Source organism: Rhizobium sp. FKL33, assembly GCF_005222915.1.
Taxonomy (GTDB): domain Bacteria; phylum Pseudomonadota; class Alphaproteobacteria; order Rhizobiales; family Rhizobiaceae; genus Rhizobium_E.
On the sequence record NZ_STFX01000001.1, the window covers coordinates 161,530 to 185,283 of the forward strand.

Sequence of the window (23,754 nt, forward strand, 5' to 3'; positions counted from 1 at the left end):
CATAGAAAGAATTGCGGCCTCAAGGCCATGCCCTGCGCTTGCTCCGCCCCGGCAAGGGGCGGAGGAATGGGGCGATCCGCCGCCAAGGCGGCGGGAGAGGGCGGCTTACTGGCCGCCCATCACTTCGATGTAGTCCGAGGTCCAACGGCTATACGGCACGCAAGCGTCCTGCGACGCGCATTTGGCGGTCGGCGTCTTCCAGAAGCTGATCTTCTCGAAATTGTCGAAGCCATTGGTGGCGCAACCCTGATCGGTCAGGAGCGCATTGCCTTTGCAGGCGGCCGGAACTGACGGCACGGAGCCGAACCAGGCGGCGAGATCGCCCTGGACCTTGGGCGAGAGCGAATGCTCCATCCACATATAGGCGCAGTTGGGGTGCGCGGCTTCGGCATGCAGCATCGTCGTGTCGGCCCAGCCGGTCGCGCCTTCCTCGGGGAAAACGGAGGCGACGGGCTGCTTTTCCGCTGCCAGCAGGTTGACCTGGAACGGCCAGGAGCCGGAAGCGACGACGCCTTCGTTCTTGAAGTCGTCGATCTGCACCATGGCGTCGTGCCAGTAGCGGCCGATCAGCTTGCGCTGGCCCTTGAGCAGTTCGAGGACGGCGGCATACTGCTCTTCGTTGAGCTCATAGGGATCCTTGATGCCGAGCTCGGGCTTGTGCGCCTTCAGATAGAGCGCGGCGTCGGCGATATAGATCGGGCCGTCAAAGGCCTGGACGCGGCCCTTATTGGTCTTTCCGTCGGGCAGGTTCTGCTCTTCGAACACCACCGACCAGCTCTTCGGAGCCTTATCGCCGAACACTTTGGTGTTGTACATCAGCACGTTCGGACCCCACTGATAGGGCGTGCCGTAGTGCTTGCCGTCCACGGTGTGCCAAGGCGCATCCTTGAGGCGATCATCGACGGTCGACCAGCTCTTGATCAGGTCGACATTGATCGGCTGCACCTTGCCGCCGGCGATCAGACGCAGCGAGGCGTCGCCCGAGGCGGTGACGAGGTCGAAACCGCCCTGGTTCATAAGCGTCACCATTTCGTCGGAGGTGGCGGCGGTCTTGACGGAGACCTTGCAACCGGTTTCCTTTTCGAAAGCGGTCACCCAGTCGTAATTCTTGTCGGTTTCGCCGCGCTCGACATAACCGGCCCAGGCGACGATCGACACCTGGCCCTCGCCGGGTCCGATTTCCTTAAGCATTTCGGCGGCCATCGCCTGTCCGGAGACGGACAGGCCCAGCATGAGAGCGGTCGTGGACTTCAAGAAGGTCTTCATGGTCGTTCTCCCGTTTGTGATTTATGTTCCCGTCGCTATTGAGCCAAAGTTTTGCGGCATTCGCAAATTTATTATCAAGAATATCGCTATCGGAATTTCCGAAATCAGAAGCTCAAGTCTTCCAAAAACGAAAATGGGGATGGCAACCAGCCATCCCCACCATAGTCTTGCGATTTTGAGCCGCTCAAAGGTCGAAGAAATCGGCCTTGAAGTTGACGGCGCTGTCGATGTGGATGGTGAAGTCCGCCTTGCCATCGCCGTCATTGTCGCCAGCAACATAACGCTCGCCGCCGAAGGTGTAGGTGCGCAGTTCACCGGCATGCTTGGAGAAGGAATCGCTGCCGATGAAGGAGAAAGCCTGATCGCCATCCTGATTCTCATTGGCGTCGATGCCGCTGAGATCGATGATATCGCCCTGCTTGCCGTTGAAGTCCTTGATCGTGTCGGCGTTCGTCCGACCGGCGGAGGTATCGGTGAGCGAGAAGACGAAGGTGTCTGCGCCTGCGTTGCCAGACAGCGTGTCGACGCCAGCGCCGCCGGTCAGCACGTCTGCGCCGTTGCCGCCGGTGAGCACATCATTGCCGGCGTTGCCAGACAGCGTGTCCTTGCCATTGCCGCCCGTCAGCGTGTCGGCGGCAGCGCCGCCCGAAAGCGTATCATCGCCCACACCGCCGTCGATCGTATCCTTGCCGTCGCCGCCATCCAGCGTATCGGCGCCTGCGCCGCCGGACAGGGTGTCAGCGCCAGCCATGCCGTAGATCACGTTGCCGATGCTGCTGCCCACAATCGAATTGGCCGAGTCATTGCCGTAGCCATAAACCGCGACATCGCCGGAAAGAACCAGCGTCTCGACATTGGCGGCGATCTGGTAGTGATTGATCGTTGTTGTGGTGGTGTCAGAGCCGCTATCAGCGTCTTCGGTCACGACATCGCTGGAGTCGTCCACCACATAGCTGTCGTCGCCGAGGCCGCCCGCCATGGCGTCAGCGCCGGCGCCGCCGTCGATCGAGTCATCGCCGTCGCCGCCTGTCAGGCTGTCGGCGCCGTCATTGCCCGCGATCACATCGTCATACGCGGTGCCCGTATAGACGTCGACGCCGGCAGATCCGATGAAATTCTGCGCCTGGGAGGCGAGCACGGAATAGATGTAGTCGACATTCTCAGTCTCGCTCACCGTGCCATCGCCGTCGAGGTCCCGGTCACCCACGACATTGCCGCGCTGCAGGGCGCGGTAAAGCGCGTAGAGTTTGTTCGTGGTCACGTCGGTGCTGGCGGTGTCCTGGGTGATATCCATGCCGGACACGACAAGCCCGGCAACGACGCCCGTCAACGCGCCGTTCTCATCCGTCGTCGTCTCGCTCGTGTAATTGCCGAGCGTGAAGCCAGTCAGCGTGCCATAGATCCCGGCGCTGTAGGAAAGATCGCCTTCCAGCACGACCTGCGCGCTGGTCTCGTCAGCCGAATAGCGAAAACCCACTTGCTCTGCGTTGGTATAGTCAGGATACCAAGTGGAGGCGCCTGCGGTTGCGCCCAGACTCGCGAAATATTCGGTAATGTAAGTTGCGTAGTTGAACGACTCCAGATTGCTGGCGTCTACCGTGATCATGTCTGCCATTTTTCTCTCCTTGCACGTCCCCAGAGCGCCCCGGCCGCGGACGGCGCGCGAGCGACGGGGCGGCGCGCCGGCATAGCCGGGCCGCTGAATCTTTTTTTGGGTGAGGCGCGGATCTCAGCGCGTGGTCGCGCTCTGGCAAGGCCGCGGGAGCAACCCCTCGGCGGCTCCGGCGGGGTTTCTAGTAAACATGAATATTTCAGTCAACAACTACGATGGTTTCAAGGCCATAAAATATGACATTTTTTATCATCATATCGATTTCAGCCGATCCGAAGGCTGAAAGGATCGAAGTCCGCATAGATTTCGGCGCCGAAGCGATGAGCGAGACTCTGCAAATTTCGGATCAGGCTGGAGGCTTTTGCTGTGCCGATGAGCACGCTCGCCACGCTTGATTCCGATAGAGGGAACTGCAGCGCCAACGTCGCCAGATCATCGCCTCTCTGTTCGGCAAGCGCCTTCATTTTTCCAACCCGATTCTGGATGTCGTCGGACGCCGGCGCGTAATCGAAGGTTGCTTCGGGCGAGGGGCCAGTGGCGAGAATGCCCGAATTGAAGACGCCGCCGATCACCAGCGCCGTTCCGCGCGCTCGGCACAGCGGCAGCAGCTCGCGCTCCGCCGTTCGGTCGAGCAGGGTGTAACGACCGGCGAGCAGAATCACGTCGATATCGAAATCGCCCATCAGGTCCAAACAGACCGCGGTCTCGTTGACGCCGAGACCCCAGGCGCCGATGACGCCCTGCGCCTTCAGCTCCTCGAGCGCCGCGCCGCCACTGCGGCGGAAATCATCGAGATGTCTGGAGTTGTCTGGCTCCTGATGGGTGTAGGGGCCGATGTCATGGACGAAGACGATGTCGAACCGGTCGACGCCCAAGCGTTTGCAGCTTTCCTCGAGGCTGCGGAGAATGCCGTCGCGGCTGTAATCATAGCGCATGACGGCGGGGTTGGCGTCGACGAAGCCGTAGTCGGGGGCGTCTTCACGGGGAACGGGCGTGAAGAGACGGCCGACCTTGGTGGAGATCACCACCTCCGATCGCGCCTTGTCGGCCAGGAATTTGCCCAACCGCTCCTCCGATAGCCCCGCGCCATAATGCGGCGCGGTGTCGAAATAGCGGATGCCGGCGTCCCAGGCGGTCTGCAGCACCTCGCGCGCCTGTTCTTCCGAGCAGGGCCGGTAAAGACCCGCGAGCGGCGCGCAGCCGAAACCGATTTCCGAAATCTTGAGCGAGGTCTTGCCGACGCGGCGGGTCTTCATGGCGTGTCCTTTCAATCCAGATGATAGACGCAGGGCAGGAACGACCACCATTCCCCCGGCGCCGCCGTGTCGAACGGCGTCTGGCACACATCGGTGAGAGCGAGCCAGCGTCTGACGACATCGAGATCTCCCAGGCGTTTCATATCGCCCTCGAAATCGTCTCCGTCATAAACCCAGACGCCGAACAGAAGGTTCTCCGGCTCCTTGAGAAAAATGGAATAATCGCGGAGACGGGCCGCTTTCAGCGCCGCGTCCATCTCCGGCCAGGGCGAGGCGTGGAGCCGCTTATAGGTATCCACCATGTCAGGCTTCAGCCTGATGGCCATGCCCATCTTGGCCATGTCAGCGAATCCGGTCGCCGTCGAGGGTGAAATAGCGGGCGTTGAGGGTGTCGAAGCGCATCTCGATCATGTCGCCGACGCGCGCTGTCGTCTTGCGCTTTTCCGCCACCACGACAGCGCCATCGGGCAGGGCGGCGTGGACATAGGCCGTAGCCCCGAGATGCTCCACCACATCCGCCCGTGCCGGGAAAGCGACGCCATCGGCTTCGTCGAGATGTTCGGGCCTGAGGCCGATGAGCAGTGTCGTCGACGGTGCAAGCGGCGCCGACAGAGCCGGGCAGGGCATGGAGATCCCGGCGAATTCGATGCGCGCGCCATCTCCTGAAACTGCGGCCTGCAGGAAATTCATCCGCGGCGAGCCGATGAAGCCGGCGACGAAAGCATTGTCGGGATCCTCATAAAGCGTCACCGGCGAGCCGATCTGCTCGACGCGCCCGGCGCGCAGCACGACGATCTTGTCGGCGAGCGTCATCGCCTCGGTCTGGTCGTGGGTGACGTAGATGATGGTGTTCTTCAGCGTCTGGTGCAGCTTGGCGATCTCCACCCGTGTCTGCACCCTGAGTTCGGCGTCGAGATTGGAGAGCGGCTCGTCGAACAGGAAGACATCAGGATTGCGCACGATCGCCCGGCCGATGGCGACGCGCTGGCGCTGGCCGCCGGAGAGCGCTGCGGGCTTGCGGTCGAGCAGCGGCGTGAGCTGCAGGATGCCGGCGGCGCGCGCCACCTTCTCCTCGATCTCGGCCTTGGGCGCTTTCGCCATGCGCAGGCCGAAACTCATGTTTTCAGCCACCGTCATATGCGGATAGAGCGCATAGGACTGGAAGACCATGGCGACGCCGCGTTCGGAAGGCTCGGTGTCATTCATCCTGACGCCGCCGATGAACAAATCGCCGCCGGTGATCTCTTCCAGTCCTGCGATCATGCGCAGCAGAGTGGATTTGCCGCAGCCGGACGGGCCGACGAAGACGGTGAATTCGCCCCGTTCGATCTGCATGGACACGCCATGGATGACGTGAGCTGCGCCATAGGACTTTGTGACGTTGGCGAGTTCGATCTGATGCATGGTTCAACCCTTCACGGCGCCGGTGGCGATGCCATTGACGATGCGCCGCTGGAAAACGAGGTAGATGAGAACGATGGGCGCCGCGGCGATGACGATGCCGGCCATCAGCAGCGGCACATTGGTGGTGTATTCGCCCTTCAGCGCGGCGATGCCGACCATCAGCGTACGCTCCTTCTGCAGCACGAGCAGCGAGATCAGCACGTCGTTCCAGCAATAGAGCGTGTTGAGAATGCCGAGCGTGATCAGCGCGGGACGGCCGAGCGGCAGCATCACATGCCACCAGATCTGCAGGAGTTTCGCGCCGTCCATCCGCGCCGCCTCGACCAGTTCGCGCGGCAGGCCGGAATAGAAGGCTGTCATGAGATAGACGCAGAAGGGCAGGAAGAAGGCCGTGTAGGAAATGATCAGGCCGATGCGCGTGTTGACGAGATCGAGCGTGACGATGGTGCGGTAGAACGGCACCAGCACCACCTGCACTGGGATCATCAGCGAGGCCAGCACCACCATGAACAGCAGTTTCCGATAGGGAAAGCGCAGCATGGCGAAGGCGAAACCGGCCAACGACGACACGAGCAGCAGCAGCGCCACCGCCCCGAATGTGGTGACGACGGAATTGAGGAAGTATTCGGACAGCTTCGACCGGTTCCAGGCATTGATGAAATTGATGACGGTCGGGTCGTTGACCAGCGAAAAGCGGTTGAGAATATAGCCCTTGTCGGTCTTCAGCGCATTGTTGACGGCGAAATAGATCGGGTAGAGGCAGGTCAGCGCCAGGGCCCACATCGGGATCGACGCGAGCCGGAGCAGCGTCTTTTCGCGTTTTCCGGAAATGGCCATGGCGATCCTCAGAGATTGGCGTTCTTGGACATGATCTTGATCTGGATGTAAGCGAGCCCCGCCATCAGCGAGAACAGCAGCATCGAGATCGCCGCCGCATAGCCCGGACGGTTCATCTTGCCCTGTTCCAGCCAGATCAGGAATTCCGGCAGCGCGGTCGATGTGCCCGGGCCACCGGCGGTGAGAACATAGATGAGGCCGAACATCGAGGTCAGCGCGCCGATGGTGGTGACAACGCCGACGAATTCGATGATTGGCTTCAGCGCCGGGATGATGACGTGAATCCAGACCTGCAGCGGCTTGGCGCCATCGAGCCGCGCAGCTTCGACCAGTTCCTTCGGCACGGTGGAGAGGCCCGCCATGAAGATTAGCAGGCTCATGCCGAAGGTCGACCAGAGCTGCACCGCAAACAGGCAGAACAGCGCCGTCCAGCCCGAGCCGAGCCAATCGACCGGGATAAAGCCGACCGCTTTCAGCATGGCGTTCAGGCTGCCGTCGTAACGCAGCACCATGTTGAAGATCGAGCCGACGATGACGGAGGAGAGCACGGCGGGCAGGAAATAGACGGCGCGAAAGAAGCGGCCGCCCGGCACGCCCTGATGAATGAGGATGGCGAGCACCATCGGCAGCGCCACCCAGACCGGGAGGGTGGCGATCAGGATCAGTGTGTTTTCGACGCTGTCGCGAAAGGCGCTGTCGGAGGCGATGGCGACGTAATTGTCGAATCCGACAAAGGTGAAGGTCGACATGCCGTCCGTGTCGAAGAACGACAGGACGAAGCCCCATATCAGCGGAAAAATCCTGAACAGCGCGACCAGCAGGATCGCCGGCGCGATGAACAGGTAAGCGATGCGTCTTTCTGTAGCGCTGCCCACGCGTGTCATCCCTTGCATTGCGGGCGCCGGGGTCGCCCCCGGCGCGAATGTCGTGATTACTTGTGCGCGTCGGCCTGGACGGCGTCCATCTTGGCGACGGCTTCATCCACCGTCGTCTCGCCGTTCAGCAGAAGCTGGCTGACGCGATGGATTTCCTCGAGCTCCTTGGCGGTTGCATTGGCGTGCGCCATAGGCGCGCCCGAAGACCCCATCATGCCGAGAATGGCGATGCCGGCCGGGCTCTGAATCACGGCGGTGTCGACCTTGGTGTTGGAGGAAATCGCGCCGGCGTCGTTGAAGAAGATCTGCGCGGGTTCGGGCGAGGCCAGAACCTTGGCGAACTCCACGGCGAGATCGACATTGGTCGACGCCTTGTTGACGCCGTAACCGATGCCGCCGGCCAGCGGGAATTTGGGTTCGCCTTCCTTCTTGTCCGAGGCGACACTGGGCGACGGCATGGCGTAGACGCCGTCATTCTCCGCGCCGAGGAATTCGTCGAACTGTTTCCAATGGGCGACGTCGGAAATCAGACCGATGGTGTTGGCTGCTTCGCCGCGCATGAAACCTTCATATTCGTCCATGAATTTGGCGGTGGAATTGGCACCCTGCGGGAACCAGCCGGCCTTGTTGGCGTCCACCCAGGCCTCGAGGATGGACTTTACCGGTTCGCTCGACCATTTCAATTTGCCGGCGGCGAAGTCCGCCTGTTGATCTGACGTCCACTGGGTGGCGGCGAGCGCCGAGAACCAGAATTCGATGCCGAAGCCTTCCTTGTTGCCCATGGCGAAGCAGGGAACCTCGCCCTTGGTCTTGATGGCGTCGCACATCTGGGACAGCTCAGCCCAGGTCTTCGGCGGCTTGGCGGCATCGAGACCGGCGTCCTGATAGAGCTTCTTGTTGTAATAGACGACAAAGCCCTGAATGGAGAGCGGAATGGCGTAGATTCCGCTCTTGTCGGAAAACTCTTCCCAGCCGACGAGATCATCCCTGATGTCATCGATTTTGTCGTCGAGCTTCACCAGCGCCGGAAATCGCGCCTTGGCCTGGGCGCCGCCATTCATCAGGAAGAGGTCGGGACCGGAATTCGACGACAGCGCGGTGCCGAGCAGCGTATAATACTGGTCGTTGGGCTGCATGACGTAATTGATCGTCACGTCGGGATGCTTGGCTTCGAACAGCTCCTTGGCTTTCTGGTAAAAGCTCGCGGTGGCTGGGTCACCCGATTTCCAATCCCACACGGTCAGTTCGGCGGATAGAGCCTGGCCGGCGATCACCGCCAGCGACGCGCCCATCAAAAGCGCCTTCATGGTCTTCAGCATGTCGTGTTCCTCCCAAAGGTGATGCCGCGCCTCCCGCGCCGGCATTTGTCGTTTCATTCAAATCGGCAGTCTGGGATTGGCGGGCGCTGGCCCGAGATCCTGCCGCGCCAGAAGCGAAGGTCGCGCCCATTCGCGCCGTGTTGTTTCCGACAACACGAGCCCATGGCCCGGCCGTTCGGGCGCATAGGCCCAGCCATTTTCGATCCGCACGGGCTCGTCGACCAGATGATCGAAATTCTGGAACGAATATTCGAGCCATTCGACCTCGGGCAGGGCGCAGGCCATGTGCACGCCGACCTCGAGGAAGGTGTTGCCGAGGCTGACCGGCACCGCCTTCTCCGCCGCCAACCAGCCGATCTTCATCACATCGCCGACCTGACCATGGACATTGATCATATCGGCGGCCTCGGCTTCCAGTAGCAGCCGCTTGCCGGTGAGATCGAGATATTCGCCGGTGTTGATCTGGGTGCGCGAGGCGGACCGGCGCAAAAGCCGGAGACCGTCGAAATCGCTGCGCAGAATGGGATCTTCGACCCAGAGCAGGTCGTGGCCTTCCTTCTGAACGCGCTCGATCTTCATCAGCGCCTCCTTGGCGCTCCAGGCCTCGTTGGCGTCGACCATGATCTCCGATCCGGCCGGAATGACTTCCTTCAGAAGTTTGAGGCGATGGAGGTCGCGATCGAAATCGGCATGGCCGACCTTGATCTTGAAGGCGCGGTAGCCGATCGAGGAAGCATAAGCAAAGAGCGACTGAAACTGGTCGTCCGCAAGATGAAAATCCAGCCCGCTGGCATAGGCTTTCACGCGCTCGCGGCGACCACCGAGCAGGCGATGGAGCGGCAGGCCCGCCTCCTTGGCGGCGAGATCCCAAAGCGCGACCTGCAGCGCTTCATGAAAGGGCAGTGTGAAGGCGCGCTGATTCCCGCCGCGCGGCCGGCCCTGCCGATGAACGAGCGCAATAGCCGGCTGCCCTTCGATTGCAGGCCAGATTTCTCCGGCGAACACCCTCGCGATCTCATCTTCATTCGGAAGAGCGGCAAAAAGTGTCTGGATAAAGCCGAGACCGACCGCGCCGCTTTTGGAGATCAGTTCCAGGGCTGCTACATTCACATCATCCGCCCGCACCTGGCTATCGCCGATGACGCGGTCGCGGGCGAATTGAAAACGGGTGATGCGAAAGGCCTCGAGCGTCATGAACTAGTCTCTGATCGATTAAATCGTTGAACTGATCTATCAGTTGCCGTATCTGATATGGCAAAACAGGATGGCGTGCAAGTGGCCCGAAAGACAAAATCCGCAGACCCGGTGGAAGACAATGCAAGCGCGCAGCGGCTGAGCGACGTCGCCTATGACCGCATTCTCGAAGCGCTGTTCGATCGAAAGGTGCAGGCCGGCGCTTTCGTGTCGCAGGGGGAATTGTCGGAGCTCGTCGATGTGCCGGTGGCGCCGCTGCGCGATGCGCTGAGGGTGTTGGAGGCCGAAGGCATCCTCACCATCCACCCGCGATCGGGCATCCAATTCGTGCGGCCGGGGCTGGAACTGACGCGTTCGACTTACCAGTTCCGCTCCATCATCGAGAAGGCGGCGATCCGCATCTTCGCTGAGCAGGGCGACGAAACACTTGTCATCGCCATGCTGGAGCGGCATCTGCAGCTGATGATGGCGATCGGGACCGAAGGCCTCGGCGCTGCGGAACTTGTCGAAATGGAAGCGCTCGAGCAGATGCTGCATAATGCGGTTATAGGCGTGTTTCGCAATCCGCTGATCGACAGCAGCTATCGCCGCATGCACAATTACCTCCGGCTGCTGCGGCTCGACCGCAAGCTGACGGCGCCGGTGGCGCTGAGGACGCTGAAGGAGCATGTGGAGATCATCGAAGCCTGCCGGGCGCGAAATGCTGACAAGGCGGAGCTGGCGCTCGACGCGCATTTCCAGGCGGCGATGAGCCGCAATCTCGGCCTGATCTGACGCGCTGCGGCTTGCCTCGCGCGCGCCGCGTCACCACATGGCGACCAGAAGGACGGATCATGTGCCAACAGTGTGAACATCTCGACGACGACGAAGAGGAGAGGCCCAGACGCGGTCGCAACTGGCGCGGACCGTTCCGCAAGACGCCTGGCCGTCTTTTTGGAATGGGCTTTATCCGTCTCTACCAGCTCACACTGTCGAGCCTGATCGGCAACTCCTGCCGGCATATGCCGACCTGCTCGGAATTCGGTTATGAAGCCATCGCCAGGCACGGCCTCTGGGCCGGCGGTTTCATGACATTGTTTCGTGTGGCGCGTTGTGGTCCTGGCGGAACCTGGGGTGTTGATCCAGTTCCGCAAGAATTAACCCGCTCCATGCGATGGTATTTGCCCTGGACCTATTGGCGGAGAGGGTGACATTCTTGCATGCCCTTCCCATAGACGCCGCAGTTATTGCGGGCGGGCGCGCGAATATTTGCCCAAAGTCAACCGTTCCATGATCATCATCCGCGGACCGAATCGGATGGAGTGGGCAATTCATGGCGAAAGCGACAAAGAGGACGTTTCTGCTGGGCGCTGGCACGGCGCTGGCCGGCATGGGCCTGTGGCGTCTGACCAGCGGTTCGTCGGTTGCCAGGGGGCCGGCCTATCCTCAGTTCGACAGTTTCCTCTCCGCAAAAGGCAACATCCTCAATGACGCCAGCCTGCTCGAGCCGACGGAAATCCAAAAGTTCGTGCAATTCAATTCCCGAATCGACGGCGCCTTCATCCACCAACTGCGCGACATGGTCCGTGGCGGCGGCGAGAAGACCTATCCGATGATCGCCAGCACGGCTCGGCATTCCATGGGTGGCCAGAGCATTCCTGACAAAGGCATTGCGCTGTCACTGGTGCAAAGCTGGATCGAGCCTGATGTCAGCACGCGCAGTTATCGCGTCGGAGCCGGGACACGCTGGCAGACGGTGATCCGGGAACTCGACAAGATCGGCTTCTCACCGAAAATCATGCAGTCGAACAACGATTTCGGCGTCGCCAGCACCTTCTCTGTCAACGCCCATGGCTGGCCGGTAGCGTATCCTGGCTGCGGCTCTTCGGTGCGCTCGCTGAAGATGATGTTTCCAGATGGCGTCATCCGCACCTGCTCGCGGACAGAGAATGCCGACGTTTTCCGCCACGCCATGGGCGGCTACGGCTTGTTCGGCGTCATTCTCGAACTCGAATTGGACATGGTTCCGAACCTGCGGCTAGAGCCGCGTTTCGAACCGGTCGCCGGCCGGCAATTGGGGGAACGCTTCGCCGAAGCGCTCTCTGCCGACCGTTCCATCGAAATGGCCTATGGACGCCTCGACGTATCGGTCGACAATTTCTTCAATGATGGACTGCTGATCACTTTCCGGCCGACAGAGGATCAAAGCGATCTGCCTGCCGCCGAGGGATCAGGTATCGTCAGCATGATCTCAGCCGAGATCTTCCGCATGCAGACGGATTCGGAGACAGCGAAGGAGTTTCGCTGGTGGACGGAGAAGACCCTCGGCCCAAGCTTCACCGGGGTGACCACGCGCAACAACCTCATGAACGAGCCGGTCGTCACGCTGGACGATCAAGATCCCACCCGCACCGATATTCTGCACGAGTATTTCGTGCCGCCCGATCGCTTCACGGATTTCGTCGACGCCTGCAGAGCGGTGATCCCCGCCTCCTACCAGCAGCTTCTCAATGTCACGGTCCGCTATGTCGGGGCAGACACCGAAAGCGTGCTCGCCTATGCGCCGGAGCCACGCATTGCCTCGGTCATGCTGTTTTCGCAGGAAATGAGCCGCCGCGGCGAAGAAGACATGCGACGCATGACGCATGAACTGATCGAGCGCGTGCTGGAGATCGGCGGCTCCTATTATCTGCCTTATCGACCGCATGCGTCTCTGGACCAGTTGACACGGAGCTATCCGCGCGCCGCCGAATTCGCCGCCTTCAAGCGCAGCCTCGATCCCCGGCTGATCTTCCGCAATCTGATGTGGGACCGCTATTTCAGCAAAGTGTGAGGACGCCATGAACCGCCTGAGACTGACGTCGTTTGTCTACTTCCTCATCCTGCTGGCGGTGGCGCTCCTGAATTACATGCCGTTCATCCCGACGCCGGATGGAAAGGTGTTCGGGATCTTCGCGCTCGACATATATGACGACGCCCTGCATTTCGCCTCGGCGCTCTGGGCCGGGGGCTCGGCGCTGGCGGGCGCCCGCGCCTCGAAATTCTTCCTGCGCAGCTTCGGCATTCTCTATTTCGCCGATGGCGCGCTTGGGCTGGCCACCGGGTCCGGTTATCTCGATCTCGGCATCGTGCATTACGGCATCCAGGACCTGCCGCTCACCTTCAAGATCCTCGCCAATCTGCCGCATCTGACGCTGGGCGGCGCGGCGATCGCCGCAAGCCTCGCCTTTTCAAGGGACGCCAGATGATGCGGAAGGCGCTGAAAGCACTGGCCGTTCTATTCGGCCTCCTGTTGCTGGCGGTGATCGGGCTTTTGTCGCCGGTCGCCTATGTCGAGACCTTCTGCCGGGGCAAGATCGGCGCGGCGCGGCAGGAGGCGAAGATGAGCGATCCCGCCTTCTGGCGCGCCGAGGCCAACACCTATCTCACCTATCCCGAATGGCACATCGTCTATGCCTATGACGGACTGGCGGAGACGCTGAAGACGACGGACGAATTTGGCTTCGGCTATTTCCGATCGATCGGCGGGTTCTGGTCCTCCACCTGCCAGATGATGCGTTACGCCGACGCCCATGGCGGCGCGGACGGCGCCACACGGCTGATGGTGCATACGATCGGCGTGAGCTTCACGCTCGAAATGGTGATGAAGGCAGCCTATGAGGAAACGTTCGGACGGCTCGTCGCCGCTGTCAGGGGCGAGGAGAAGACGCCGCAGGATCTCGTCGCCCGCGACATGGCGATCACCTATGCCGCCTTCCTTCGCCAGACGCCCTGGTACAAGTTCGATTTCGGCCAATGGCGCGACAAGCTCGACGCGGCGCCGATCACCGATACGCTTCGCGGCTGGGAGCGCCGGCTGGCGCTGGGCGGCGAATGGAGCGCCAAGATCGCCTATGCCCAGGCCATCGCCGCCGGCGTTGCTGCAACCGGCGAAGCCAAGCTCACCATACGGTCACTGGTCGGAGACATTCCGTCGGCTGATCTCACGACGGTTCCCGGCGTGACGCTGATCGAGGAAACTCCGGCAGGCGCGATCATCGAAACGGAGCGCTACGACGCCTTCACCAAGATCATCGCGGCGGTCACCGCCAAGGGCGGTCGCTTCGTCGAGATCGCCGGGAATGACGACATCATGGCGAGCGTGCTCGTCGCGCCGGGCGAAACCTATGCCGGGCCGGGCGCAGAGATCGCCCGCGTCGGCCGTGACGGTTTTGCGGGCGACAGGGTGCTGGCGACGCTGAAAACCAGCGAACTCGGGACGCTGTATTCCGCTTATCCCGCCATGGCGGGGCGAGGGGTCGAACATGTCTTCGACTACTAAGGGGCGATTCGCGCCTGTGCTGACCTATGCGGCGGGGATCATGGGAATCGCGCTTGCCGCCGTCGCAATACAGCCGCTGACGCTCGCAGCCTTCGCATCGCCGCAGACGGTGCGGGTGCTGACGGGCGGGCTCACACCGGATGATTTGCCAGAGGGCGTGGAGATGCTGGACTGGAGCGACGGGCAGGCGCGGCTCGAAGGCGTCGACGCAATTGCGGCGCGGCAGCTCTACGCAAACGGCGCGCTGCTTGTCCTGCCCGAACGCGCCGGCGGCTGCATCGCCCTGTCATCCTGACCGATAGCCCAAAACGCAGAAGACCGGATGGGCAGGGGGCCATCCGGTCGTCTGGGGATGGAAGCGCGGCGCGGGGAAACCGGCTTCCGGGGGGAGGAGGTCGAAAGAAATTCTCAGAAAACGGCGCGGCGGGAGAGGGCGGCGCGGGTGGCGTGCTCCTCGCGCACAGCGTTGATGACGGAGGAAACGGCGGTCGCCAGGAACATGACGGAGATCACGGCGGCCATCAGCGTCAGGGTCAGGTACATCATCGTCGTCGTCCTTTCGTATCTGTTCCGCCTGCATCCGCAATCCTTGCGGGGTCGGCGCGGCTTCCGTTTCCAGGGAGGGCGCTTGTCGTTATCTCTCGCGTCGCTCCGAACTTGAGGCTAGATAACCATGCCGGCCCTGAAATCGCCCTGAATGGGCCGTTCATCCAGCGTTCACTTTCGTGAATTGGCCGGAAACCGGTTGCGCCACCCGGAGTTCCGTGACAAAAGGCGGCGCATATTCTCCTGGATGGCGACATGACAACAGCCTTCTATCCCGGTTCCTTCGACCCGATGACAAACGGCCATCTGGACGTGCTGATCCAGGCGCTGGCGATTGCGCCGCGGGTGGTGATCGGCATCGGCGTGCATCCGGGCAAGGTCCCGATGTTCTCTTTCGAGAAGCGGGCCGAACTGATCCGTCAGTCGCTGACCGAAACCCTGCCGGAACGCCTTGCCGACATCGAGGTCATCGCATTCGACAATCTCGTGGTCGACGCGGCGCGCCGGCATGGAACCAAAATCCTGATACGGGGTTTGCGGGACGGCACCGATCTCGATTATGAAATGCAGATGGCGGGCATGAACCGGCAGATGGCGCCGGATATCCAGACCGTCTTTCTTCCGGCAGGCGCGACGACCAGACCGATTACGGCCACATTGGTCCGGCAGATCGCGGCGATGGGCGGCGACGTCACAGCCTTCGTGCCCGGGCCAGTCCTCGCGGCGCTACAGGCCCTGCGCGCGTCCTGAGCGATCCGAACACAAGCATCTATAGGGAGACCCCATGAACCTCTTCAAAACTTTCGCCGCCGGCCTCGTGGTCGCTCTAGGCCTCGCCGGCGCGGCCAGCGCCAATCCGAACGAACTGACCATCCAGCTCAAGGATGGCCCCGTGGTCATCCAGCTGATGCCGGATGTCGCGCCGAAGCATGTCGAGCAGATCAAGACGCTGGCGCTCAAGGGCGAGTATGACAATGTCGCCTTCCACCGGGTGATTGAAGGCTTCATGGCCCAGACCGGCGATGTCCAGTTCGGCAATCTCAACAAGAATTTCGACGCGCAGCGCGCCGGCATGGGTGGCTCGTCGCTGCCGGATATCCCGGCCGAATTCTCGAGCGTTCCCTTCGAGCGCGGCACGGTCGGCATGGCCCGTTCGCAGGACCCCAATTCCGCCAATTCGCAGTTCTTCATCATGTTCGCGCCCGGCGACTTCCTGAACGGCCAGTACACCGTGGTCGGCAAGGTGGTCAGCGGCATGGAGAATGTCGACAAGATCAAGCGCGGCGACGAAGCCAATAACGGCTCGGTCACAGATCCCGACCGGATGATCAAGGTCACGGTCGGCAAGTAAGCTTTCAACAAGGAGAAAACCCATGGCCGAGATCAAGGATCCGGAAAACACCATCGTGCTGGAAACCACCAAGGGCAAGGTCGTCATCCAGCTTCTGCCGGAAGTGGCCCCTGGCCATGTCGCCCGCATCAAGGAACTGGCCCGCGAAGGCGCCTATGACGGTGTGGTCTTCCACCGCGTCATCACCGATTTCATGGCCCAGACCGGCGACGTGAAGTTCGGCAAGAAGGGCGGCGCGTCCTTCAATCCGGCTCGCGCCGGCATGGGCGGCTCCGACAAGCCTGATCTGAAGGCGGAATTCTCGGCCGTCAGCCATGTGCGCGGCACCTGCTCGATGGCCCGTTCGCAGAACCCGAACTCGGCCAATTCGCAGTTCTTCATCTGCTTCACCGACGCCCCCTGGCTCAACAAGCAGTATTCCGTCTGGGGCCAGGTCATCGAAGGCATGGACAATGTCGACAAGATCAAGCGCGGCGAGCCCGTGGTCGATCCCGACGAAATCATTTCGATGAAGGTCGCGGCCGACATCGCCGCCTGATTCTCGTTTTTAATGGACATACGCCGCCTCCGCGATTATGCGCGGGGGCGGTTTTCGTTTGGAAGAAAGATGCGCGTAGACCTGTTTGATTTCGAGCTCCCCGAAGAGCGGATCGCCCTGCGTCCGGCCGAGCCGCGCGACGCCGCGCGCCTGCTGATCGTCGATCCCTCCGGCGAGGGATTTCAGGACCTGATCGTGAAGGATCTCGTCGACCAGCTCGGACCCAACGATGTGATGGTGTTCAACGACACAAAGGTGATCCCGGCGCAGCTCGAGGGACGGCGGATCCGCGGGGAAAACATCGCGCCGGTGTCGGCCACGCTGCATATGCGCATGGGACCGTCGAGCTGGAAAGCCTTCGCCCGCCCGGGCAAGCGCATCAAGGAAGGCGACCGGATCGAATTCGGCCATGGCGGCGAGACCTGCCTAAACGGCAGCCTCGGCGCTGTCGTCTCCGAAAAGGGCGAGGCGGGCGAGGTGACGCTGTCCTTCGACCTTTCGGGCCCGGCGCTGGACGAGGCGATCGCGACGGTCGGCCATATTCCGCTGCCGCCCTATATCGCCTCCAAACGTCCCGAAGACGCGCAGGATCGCAAGGACTACCAGACGATTTACGCAAGGGAAGAGGGCGCTGTGGCGGCCCCGACCGCGGGCCTGCACTTCACGCCCGAACTGTTTGATGCGCTTGATAAAAAAGGCGTCGGCCGCGCCTTTGTGACGCTTCACGTTGGGGCAGGGACCTTCCTGCCGGTGAAAGCCGACGACACGACCGAGCACAAGATGCATCACGAGATCGGCCATATCGATCAGACGACCGCCGACCGGCTGAACGCCGCCCGCGCCAAAGGCGGCCGTATCGTCGCCGTCGGCACCACCTCGCTGCGCCTGCTCGAAAGCGCGGCGAAAGACGACGGCTCGATCGCCGCCTGGTCTGGCGCGACCGACATCTTCATCACGCCCGGTTATCGCTTTAAGATCGTCGACCGGCTGATGACCAATTTCCATCTGCCGCGCTCGACGCTGTTCATGCTCGTCTCCGCCTTTTCAGGCCTGGAGACGATGCGTGCGGCCTATGCGCATGCGATCGACCGCGGTTATCGTTTCTATTCCTATGGCGACACCAGCCTTCTGACACGGAAAGACTGATGCACAGCGAATTCAAGTTCACGCTTCTCAAGACGGACGGCAAGGCGCGCCGCGGCGAAATCACCATGCCGCGCGGCACGATCCGCACCCCCGCCTTCATGCCGGTCGGCACGGTCGGCACGGTCAAGGCCATGTATCTCGACCAGGTGCGCGACACCGGCGCCGACGTCATTCTCGGCAACACCTATCACCTGATGCTGCGGCCCGGCCCGGAACGCGTCGGCCGTCTCGGCGGTCTGCACGAGCTGATACGCTGGCCGCATCCGATCCTGACCGACTCCGGCGGTTTTCAGGTGATGTCGCTGTCGGGCCTGCGCAAACTCGACGAGAAGGGCGTGACCTTCAAGAGCCATGTCGACGGCGCTCTGCATCACATGTCGCCGGAGCGCTCCATCGAAATCCAGGGCCTGCTCGATTCCGACATCCAGATGCAGCTCGACGAATGTATCGCGCTTCCCGCCGAGCCCAAGGAAATCGAACGCGCCATGGAATTGTCGGTGCGCTGGGCCGAGCGCTGCAAGGTCGCCTTCGGCGACCAGCCCGGCAAGGCGATGTTCGGCATTGTCCAGGGCGGCGATCAGCCTGCATTGCGCGTGAAAAGCGCCGAAGCGCTGAAGGCGCTGGATCTCAAGGGTTACGCCATCGGCGGCCTGGCGGTCGGCGAACCGCAGCATGTGATGCTGGAGATGATCGACACGGTCAATCCGCATCTGCCGACCGAAAAGCCGCGTTATCTGATGGGCGTCGGCACGCCCGACGACATCCTGAAATCGGTTGCGCGCGGCATCGACATGTTCGACTGCGTGATGCCGACCCGGTCTGGCCGCCATGGCCTCGCCTTCACCCGCCGCGGCCGCATCAATATCCGCAATGCGCGGCACGCCGAGGACATGCGTCCCTTGGACGAGGAATCCTCTTGTCCTGCGGCGCGCGATTATTCCCGCGCCTATCTGCATCATCTCGTGCGCGCCAATGAGGCGCTGGGCGGCATGCTGCTGACCTGGAACAATCTCAGCTATTATCAGGACCTGATGAGCGGCATCCGCAAATCGATCGAGGAAGGGCGTTTCGCCGATTTCATGGCCGAGACGCAGGAGATGTGGGCCAAGGGCGATATCGACCCGATTTAAGTTGACTATTCTTATCATGTAAAAACGGCGCAACCGGACGGATGCGCCGTTTTTCGCCTTTTCAGGGCGTCATTCGCGTGACATAGACACCGAACGCGAGACAACCGGACCAGGCCAGTGACCCCAGAGCATGTATTGAACGCCAACGAGGCGATGCGCGAACTCTTTCCCGCCACGCCCTTGCAGCTCAACGATCATCTGTCGCGCCGTTTCGGCGCCGAGATCTGGCTGAAGCGCGAGGATCTGTCGCCGGTCCGGTCTTACAAAATCCGCGGCGCGTTCAATTTCTTCCGCAAGGTCATCGCACGCGGCGAGGGGAACACCACATTCGTCTGCGCCTCGGCTGGCAATCACGCCCAGGGCTTCGCCTTTGTCTGCCGGCATTTCGGCGTGCAGGGCGTCGTTTTCATGCCGGTGACCACGCCGCAGCAGAAGATCGACAAAACCCGGATGTTCGGCGGCGAATTCATCAAGATCCGCCTGATCGGCGACTTTTTCGACCAGTGCTACGCGGCAGCCCGCACCCATGCCGAAGAGACGAACGGCTATATGGTGCCGCCCTTCGACCATGAGGACATCATCGAGGGGCAGGCGACCGTCGGGGCCGAAATCATTGAGCAGATGCCGGAAGGTCTGCTTCCCGATCTGGTGATCATGCCGGTGGGCGGAGGAGGGCTCTCGGCCGGGGTCACCGGTTTCCTCAGTAACCGTTTGCCGCGCGAAGCCTTTCTGTTTGCCGAACCCTCGGGCGCCCCCAGCCTCAAGCGCAGTCTCGAGGCGCACGCCATCCTGACTTTGCCCAAGGTCGACAATTTCGTTGACGGCGCCGCTGTCGCCCGCATCGGCGACCTTAATTTTGCGGCGCTCGAACGCTTCGATCCGCGCCAGGTGATGCTGCTGCCGGAAAACGCAATCTGCGCCACGATGATCGAGATGCTGAATGTCGAAGGCGTGGTGCTGGAGCCCGCCGGCGCGCTGTCGATCGCCGCACTCGAACAGATCGGCGCCGATGCGCTTGCCGGCAAGACCGTGGTCTGCGTCGTCTCCGGCGGCAATTTCGATTTCGAACGGCTGCCCGACGTCAAGGAACGGGCGATGCGTTATTCCGGCGTGAAGAAATACTTCATCCTGCGCCTGCCGCAGCGCCCGGGCGCGCTCAAGGATCTACTCAATCTGTTCGGCCCTGACGACGACATCGCCCGGTTCGAATATCTCAAGAAATCCGCCCGCAATTTCGGCTCGATCCTGATCGGCATCGAAACCAGCCACAAGGACAATTTTGTCGGCTTGATGCAGCGTTTCGACGCCGCCGGCCTCGGCTTCGAGGACATCACCGACAATGAACTGGTGGCCAATCTGATTATTTGAGCGGGGCGGGGGCGTTACGCCCCCGGCGCGGTCAGACCGTTTGGCAAGGATATCCAGATCACCGTCTGCGCCTCTTGCGAATGGTGCGACAGATGGCCTTTGCCATGCGTATCCTCGACCAGCACGAAGCTGCCGGCGGAGACATGGCGGACGTCGCCGTCGCTCGTCTCATAGTCCACCGAACCATCCAGCCTGACCGTCAGCACCGGCTCCGGGACCGTATGCCATTCGACCGGGCGCATGCCTGCGGAAATGCGGGCGATGCGCACGCGCTCCGCCGGATAGCTCGCCGTCACATCGAAAGGCGCAGCGTCAGGATGCACCCGCACTTGCGTCACCGGCATGTCCACCTCGTCGAAATGCGATTCTCCGTCTTGATCGGCATAGATCCGCAAGCATTTCATGGTCGTTTCACCCTTCTTTGTGAGTCCGTTGTTGGCCTAGATTTCCGCGACCAGTCCCTTGGTCAGTTCCAACGCCTGGCGTTCGAACAGGCCGCGATAGATGCCGTTCTTCCGATGCACCAGGCTGGCGTGATCGCCTTCCTCGACAATCCGGCCGTGATCGAACACCAGGAGCCGATCGAGCGCCCGCACCGTCGACAGTCGGTGAGCGATGACCAGCGTCGTGCGGCCCTGCATCAGCCGCTCCATGGCCTGCTGGATCAGCATTTCGGATTCGGAATCGAGGCTGGATGTCGCTTCATCGAGGATCAGGATCGGCGCATTGGCGAGAAAGGCGCGGGCGATGGCCACGCGCTGGCGCTCGCCGCCCGACAGCTTCACGCCGCGTTCGCCGACCAGCGTGCCATAGCCGTGCGACAGCGCCGAGATGAAGTCATGGGCGCTGGCGAGCCGCGCCGCGGTCTCGATCTCGGCCTGTGTCGCTTCCGGCCGTGCATAAGCGATGTTCTCCGCCAGCGAGCGGTGAAACAGGATCGGCTCCTGCTGGACGATGGCGATCTGCTGGCGGAGCGACGCTTGGGCTAGTTTGGAGATGTCCTGTCCGTCGATGCGGATCTCGCCGCCGGTCACGTCATGAAGCCGCTGGATCAGCTTGACGAAGGTGGTCTTGCCGGAACCGGAATGGCCGACCAGACCGACGCGTTCGCCCGGACGGATCGTCACCGAGAAATCGCGATAGAGCGGCGCGGAATGCTTGCCATAGTGAAAGTTCACGCGGTCGAACTCGATCCGGCCGGCGCTGACCGCCAGAGGCTTGGCGCCGGCGATATCCACGACGCCGAGCGGCTGGGCGTGAATGGCGACCAGTTCCTCCATGTCGTTCACCGAGCGTTGCAGATTGCGGATATGCATGCCGATTTCGCGCAGATAGCCCTGCAGGATGAAGAACGAGGTCAAGACGAAGGTGATGTCGCCGGCATTGGCCTGGCCGCTGGCCCAGAGCCACAGCGCCAAACCGAGCACGCCGGCGCGGAGAGCCGCGAGCAGGGCGGCCTGCAGCGTGCCGTTGAGCGTGCCGCGCGTCCAGGTGCGGCCGGTGCGGTCGCGCCATTTGTCGATCACGCCGGCGAGGCGGCGGTCTTCGCGGGCTTCCGCGCCATAGGCTTTGACCACGGCGTTGCAGGTCACTGCGTCGGCCAGCGAGCCGCCGAGCTTGGTGTCCCAACGGTTGGCGAGACTCGCCATCGGCGCGACATAGCGCAGCGCCATCAGCGACGTGAAGGTGACGAAGATCACCGATCCCAACCCGACCAGACCGCCCATCAGCGGCCAATGCCAGGTCATCAGCAGCGTCGTGCCGACCAGCATGACGGCCGAGGGAAACAGCGCCACGAAAACCGTGTCGTTCAACAGATCGAGCGCCCACATGCCGCGCGTCACCTTGCGCACGGTGGAGCCGGCAAAACTGTCGGCATGCCAATCGCTGGAAAAACGCTGGATGCGGTGGAAGGACTGGCGGCCGATCTCGCTCATCGAGCGCAACGTAAACGTGATGATCGCCGTAAACGTCGCATGCCGAAGCAAAAGCGCGCCGACCGACAGCGCCATCAGCCAGCCCAGAGCGGCGAGGGCGCTGTTCCACGCCTGGGGATCATCGGCGCGGCCCGCGACCACCGCATCGACCAGACGACCCGAGAAGAGCGGCGTGAACACATCGGCGAGCGTCGACAGCAACACTGTTGTGAGCATGAAGCCGACGCGGCCGGGCTGCTGGCGCCAATAAACGAAACAAAAGCTGAAAACACTGCGAAAAGCGCCGCCGGTGCGGGCCGTGTGACCGAATGCCATGAGATGATCCGGCCGAGGCCGGCTCCTGAAACAAGAAGAATGGATTGCTTCGCGCCGGAGCGCGAAAAGAGATCGCAAATTGGGGTAGACCGAGCGGGAAGCTGGTCGGGCGCGCAAAATGCGCCCGGGAGACGTCAGGCCGATACGACCGGCGTGACGGCGGAATGGGTAAAATGCATCATTTCGAACCTCCCGCGTGGTGTTTGAGAGCGGCAGGATAGGACAAGGAGGTTGGCTGGCCAACCCCCAAAACGGCTTTTCATCGCATCAACCAATGAGTGCGGCAAAGCGGCAACAGACGCGCGAGAGGGGCATCTCCACGGAAACCCTGATCACTCCTGCAATGCCTGTTTCCCGCGTGACAGCGCCGACTGCACAGGGCCGATACATCTTCTTTCACGCTTCGACACCGAACAGACCGATCGCTCGACGAAGCCGCCGGATCTCGCGAGGAGGCCGGCTATCCTGGAGAGAGGACCCATCATGACTGCAATGACTGCCGCCGCAAATCCTGCCGAAAACGATGTCCACTGGTTTGGCAACTCGCTGATCGCCTTCCGCGCCCGCGCCGATCAATCCGAGGACGGCCTTTCGATCGTCGATCATTGGATGCCCTATGGCGAAGCGCCGCCGCTGCATATCCATCAGAGCCAGGACGAATATTTCCACGTGCTCGAAGGCGTGATGCGCTTCGAAGTCGGCGGCAAGACCATCGTCGCGCGGGCCGGCGACACGCTGACGGCGCCGAAAGGCGTACCGCATCGCTTCCGGGTCGACAGCGTGCTCGGCGCGCGCTGCCTGACCATCACCAAAGGCGGCGATTTCGAAGCCATGCTGGATGAAATGAGCCGCCCGGCCGAAAGCGCCGACCTGCCGCCGCAGCGCCAGCCGACGCCGGAGATGATCGAAGCGCTGACGGAAGCCTGCCGCCGCGCCAATATCGACATCATCGGCCCGCCGCTCGGCTGAGACAATGAACGCCGCGTTCCTGGGAACAGGGACGCGGCGTGCAGGCGTCGCAATGTCGTCGGCTCTCGGTTGACAGAGAGGAGCGGAGCCGGTGAGGCGCGCTGGCAAAATATGTTTCGCTAGCGCTTCAACTGTATGACTTGGATATGCAAATCCTGGGGGCTATCGGCAAAAATGGCGTGCCAGGTCTGTTTGGCACTGGGGTCTTTCATTAGCCGAAGACGCATGATGTCACCAGGTCGCCTGGATTCAATGTCCGGATATGACGACCGTACAGCTTCAAACAACCAACCCTGTGGGTTGCTTTTCCGAAGCTCGACGGTCTTCGTTTCGTTCCCCAGCGTCAGTGTGTAGCGGAACAACGGCCCGAGACACTCCATCGCATTGTCTT

Annotated in this window: 25 protein-coding genes; 13 read left to right on the top strand and 12 right to left on the bottom strand. The window is 62.0% G+C overall.

The window, feature by feature from the left end; genetic code table 11:
* Positions 1–105: 105 nt before the first annotated feature.
* The 9 genes from E8Q41_RS00790 to E8Q41_RS00830 form a co-directional block, all read right to left on the bottom strand.
* Positions 106–1,266, bottom strand: coding sequence for an ABC transporter substrate-binding protein (locus E8Q41_RS00790; protein WP_137153588.1), 1,161 nt, complete (start codon positions 1,264–1,266; stop codon positions 106–108).
* A gap of 184 nt (positions 1,267–1,450) precedes the next feature.
* Positions 1,451–2,881, bottom strand: coding sequence for a calcium-binding protein (locus E8Q41_RS26085; RefSeq protein ID WP_137153589.1), 1,431 nt, complete (start codon positions 2,879–2,881; stop codon positions 1,451–1,453).
* A 260-nt stretch (positions 2,882–3,141) separates the two neighbouring features.
* Positions 3,142–4,134 (bottom strand): aldo/keto reductase, encoded by a 993-nt coding sequence (locus E8Q41_RS00800; protein WP_137153590.1) that lies wholly within the window; start codon positions 4,132–4,134, stop codon positions 3,142–3,144.
* A gap of 11 nt (positions 4,135–4,145) precedes the next feature.
* A complete protein-coding gene (locus tag E8Q41_RS00805; RefSeq protein WP_137153591.1) occupies positions 4,146–4,475 on the bottom strand; it encodes an L-rhamnose mutarotase in 330 nt (109 codons plus the stop codon).
* A 1-nt stretch (position 4,476) separates the two neighbouring features.
* Positions 4,477–5,538 carry a sn-glycerol-3-phosphate ABC transporter ATP-binding protein UgpC gene (ugpC, locus tag E8Q41_RS00810; RefSeq protein WP_137153592.1) on the bottom strand — a complete coding sequence of 354 codons (1,062 nt, stop codon included), beginning with the start codon at positions 5,536–5,538 and terminating at the stop codon, positions 4,477–4,479.
* A gap of 3 nt (positions 5,539–5,541) precedes the next feature.
* Positions 5,542–6,375: a carbohydrate ABC transporter permease gene (locus E8Q41_RS00815; RefSeq protein WP_137153593.1), complete on the bottom strand. Its 834-nt coding sequence runs from the start codon at positions 6,373–6,375 to the stop codon at positions 5,542–5,544.
* Between the two features lie 8 nt (positions 6,376–6,383).
* The gene (locus E8Q41_RS00820; protein ID WP_246660041.1) at positions 6,384–7,259 is read right to left on the bottom strand and encodes a sugar ABC transporter permease; all 876 of its coding nucleotides are present in this window, start codon (positions 7,257–7,259) and stop codon (positions 6,384–6,386) included.
* Positions 7,260–7,306: 47 nt separating this feature from the next.
* On the bottom strand, positions 7,307–8,569 hold the full coding sequence (locus tag E8Q41_RS00825; RefSeq protein ID WP_137153595.1) for an extracellular solute-binding protein: 1,263 nt from the start codon (positions 8,567–8,569) through the stop codon (positions 7,307–7,309).
* 57 nt (positions 8,570–8,626) lie between these two features.
* Positions 8,627–9,763: a mandelate racemase/muconate lactonizing enzyme family protein gene (locus E8Q41_RS00830; RefSeq protein WP_137153596.1), complete on the bottom strand. Its 1,137-nt coding sequence runs from the start codon at positions 9,761–9,763 to the stop codon at positions 8,627–8,629.
* A gap of 81 nt (positions 9,764–9,844) precedes the next feature.
* Between E8Q41_RS00830 and E8Q41_RS00835 the strand changes: the two genes are divergently transcribed.
* The 6 genes from E8Q41_RS00835 (at position 9,845) to E8Q41_RS00860 (ending at position 14,358) form a co-directional block, all read left to right on the top strand.
* Entirely contained in the window at positions 9,845–10,537 is a 693-nt protein-coding gene (locus E8Q41_RS00835; protein WP_246660031.1) for a GntR family transcriptional regulator, read from the top strand.
* A gap of 59 nt (positions 10,538–10,596) precedes the next feature.
* Positions 10,597–10,953, top strand: coding sequence for a membrane protein insertion efficiency factor YidD (gene yidD / locus E8Q41_RS00840; protein WP_137153598.1), 357 nt, complete (start codon positions 10,597–10,599; stop codon positions 10,951–10,953).
* Between the two features lie 122 nt (positions 10,954–11,075).
* A complete protein-coding gene (locus E8Q41_RS00845) occupies positions 11,076–12,575 on the top strand; it encodes an FAD-binding oxidoreductase (protein ID WP_137153599.1) in 1,500 nt (499 codons plus the stop codon).
* Positions 12,576–12,582: 7 nt separating this feature from the next.
* On the top strand, positions 12,583–12,990 hold the full coding sequence (locus E8Q41_RS00850; RefSeq protein ID WP_137153600.1) for a hypothetical protein: 408 nt from the start codon (positions 12,583–12,585) through the stop codon (positions 12,988–12,990).
* Positions 12,987–14,063: a hypothetical protein gene (locus E8Q41_RS00855; protein ID WP_246660032.1), complete on the top strand. Its 1,077-nt coding sequence runs from the start codon at positions 12,987–12,989 to the stop codon at positions 14,061–14,063. The genes E8Q41_RS00850 and E8Q41_RS00855 overlap by 4 nt, the downstream gene beginning before the upstream one ends.
* Entirely contained in the window at positions 14,047–14,358 is a 312-nt protein-coding gene (locus tag E8Q41_RS00860; RefSeq protein ID WP_137153601.1) for a hypothetical protein, read from the top strand. Before E8Q41_RS00855 ends, E8Q41_RS00860 begins: the two co-directional genes overlap by 17 nt.
* 113 nt (positions 14,359–14,471) lie before the next feature.
* Here E8Q41_RS00860 and E8Q41_RS25435 read toward each other — a convergent pair whose 3' ends face one another.
* Positions 14,472–14,609 carry a hypothetical protein gene (locus E8Q41_RS25435; protein WP_170976310.1) on the bottom strand — a complete coding sequence of 46 codons (138 nt, stop codon included), beginning with the start codon at positions 14,607–14,609 and terminating at the stop codon, positions 14,472–14,474.
* 255 nt (positions 14,610–14,864) lie between these two features.
* On the opposite strand from E8Q41_RS25435, the gene coaD reads away from it, so the two are divergent.
* The 6 genes from coaD to ilvA all read left to right on the top strand — a co-directional run bounded on the left by coaD (position 14,865) and on the right by ilvA (position 20,142).
* The gene (coaD, locus tag E8Q41_RS00865) at positions 14,865–15,359 is read left to right on the top strand and encodes a pantetheine-phosphate adenylyltransferase (RefSeq protein ID WP_137153602.1); all 495 of its coding nucleotides are present in this window, start codon (positions 14,865–14,867) and stop codon (positions 15,357–15,359) included.
* A 34-nt stretch (positions 15,360–15,393) separates the two neighbouring features.
* Positions 15,394–15,960, top strand: coding sequence for a peptidylprolyl isomerase (locus E8Q41_RS00870; protein WP_137153603.1), 567 nt, complete (start codon positions 15,394–15,396; stop codon positions 15,958–15,960).
* A 22-nt stretch (positions 15,961–15,982) separates the two neighbouring features.
* Entirely contained in the window at positions 15,983–16,498 is a 516-nt protein-coding gene (locus E8Q41_RS00875) for a peptidylprolyl isomerase (protein WP_137153604.1), read from the top strand.
* A 69-nt stretch (positions 16,499–16,567) separates the two neighbouring features.
* A complete protein-coding gene (gene queA, locus E8Q41_RS00880) occupies positions 16,568–17,644 on the top strand; it encodes a tRNA preQ1(34) S-adenosylmethionine ribosyltransferase-isomerase QueA (protein WP_137153605.1) in 1,077 nt (358 codons plus the stop codon).
* Positions 17,644–18,774 (top strand): tRNA guanosine(34) transglycosylase Tgt, encoded by a 1,131-nt coding sequence (tgt, locus tag E8Q41_RS00885; protein WP_137153606.1) that lies wholly within the window; start codon positions 17,644–17,646, stop codon positions 18,772–18,774. The genes queA and tgt overlap by 1 nt, the downstream gene beginning before the upstream one ends.
* Before the next feature lie 117 nt (positions 18,775–18,891).
* Entirely contained in the window at positions 18,892–20,142 is a 1,251-nt protein-coding gene (gene ilvA / locus E8Q41_RS00890; protein WP_137153607.1) for a threonine ammonia-lyase, read from the top strand.
* Positions 20,143–20,156: 14 nt separating this feature from the next.
* On the opposite strand, the gene E8Q41_RS00895 is transcribed toward ilvA, so the two are convergent.
* Together E8Q41_RS00895 and E8Q41_RS00900 are read right to left on the bottom strand one after the other, a co-directional pair.
* Entirely contained in the window at positions 20,157–20,546 is a 390-nt protein-coding gene (locus tag E8Q41_RS00895) for an acetylxylan esterase (protein ID WP_137153608.1), read from the bottom strand.
* Positions 20,547–20,582: 36 nt separating this feature from the next.
* Positions 20,583–22,394: an ABC transporter ATP-binding protein gene (locus E8Q41_RS00900; protein WP_137153609.1), complete on the bottom strand. Its 1,812-nt coding sequence runs from the start codon at positions 22,392–22,394 to the stop codon at positions 20,583–20,585.
* A 483-nt stretch (positions 22,395–22,877) separates the two neighbouring features.
* Here E8Q41_RS00900 and E8Q41_RS00905 point away from each other — a divergent pair, with 483 nt between their 5' ends.
* Positions 22,878–23,363 (top strand): cupin domain-containing protein, encoded by a 486-nt coding sequence (locus E8Q41_RS00905; protein ID WP_246660033.1) that lies wholly within the window; start codon positions 22,878–22,880, stop codon positions 23,361–23,363.
* The last annotated feature ends 391 nt before the right edge of the window (positions 23,364–23,754 follow it).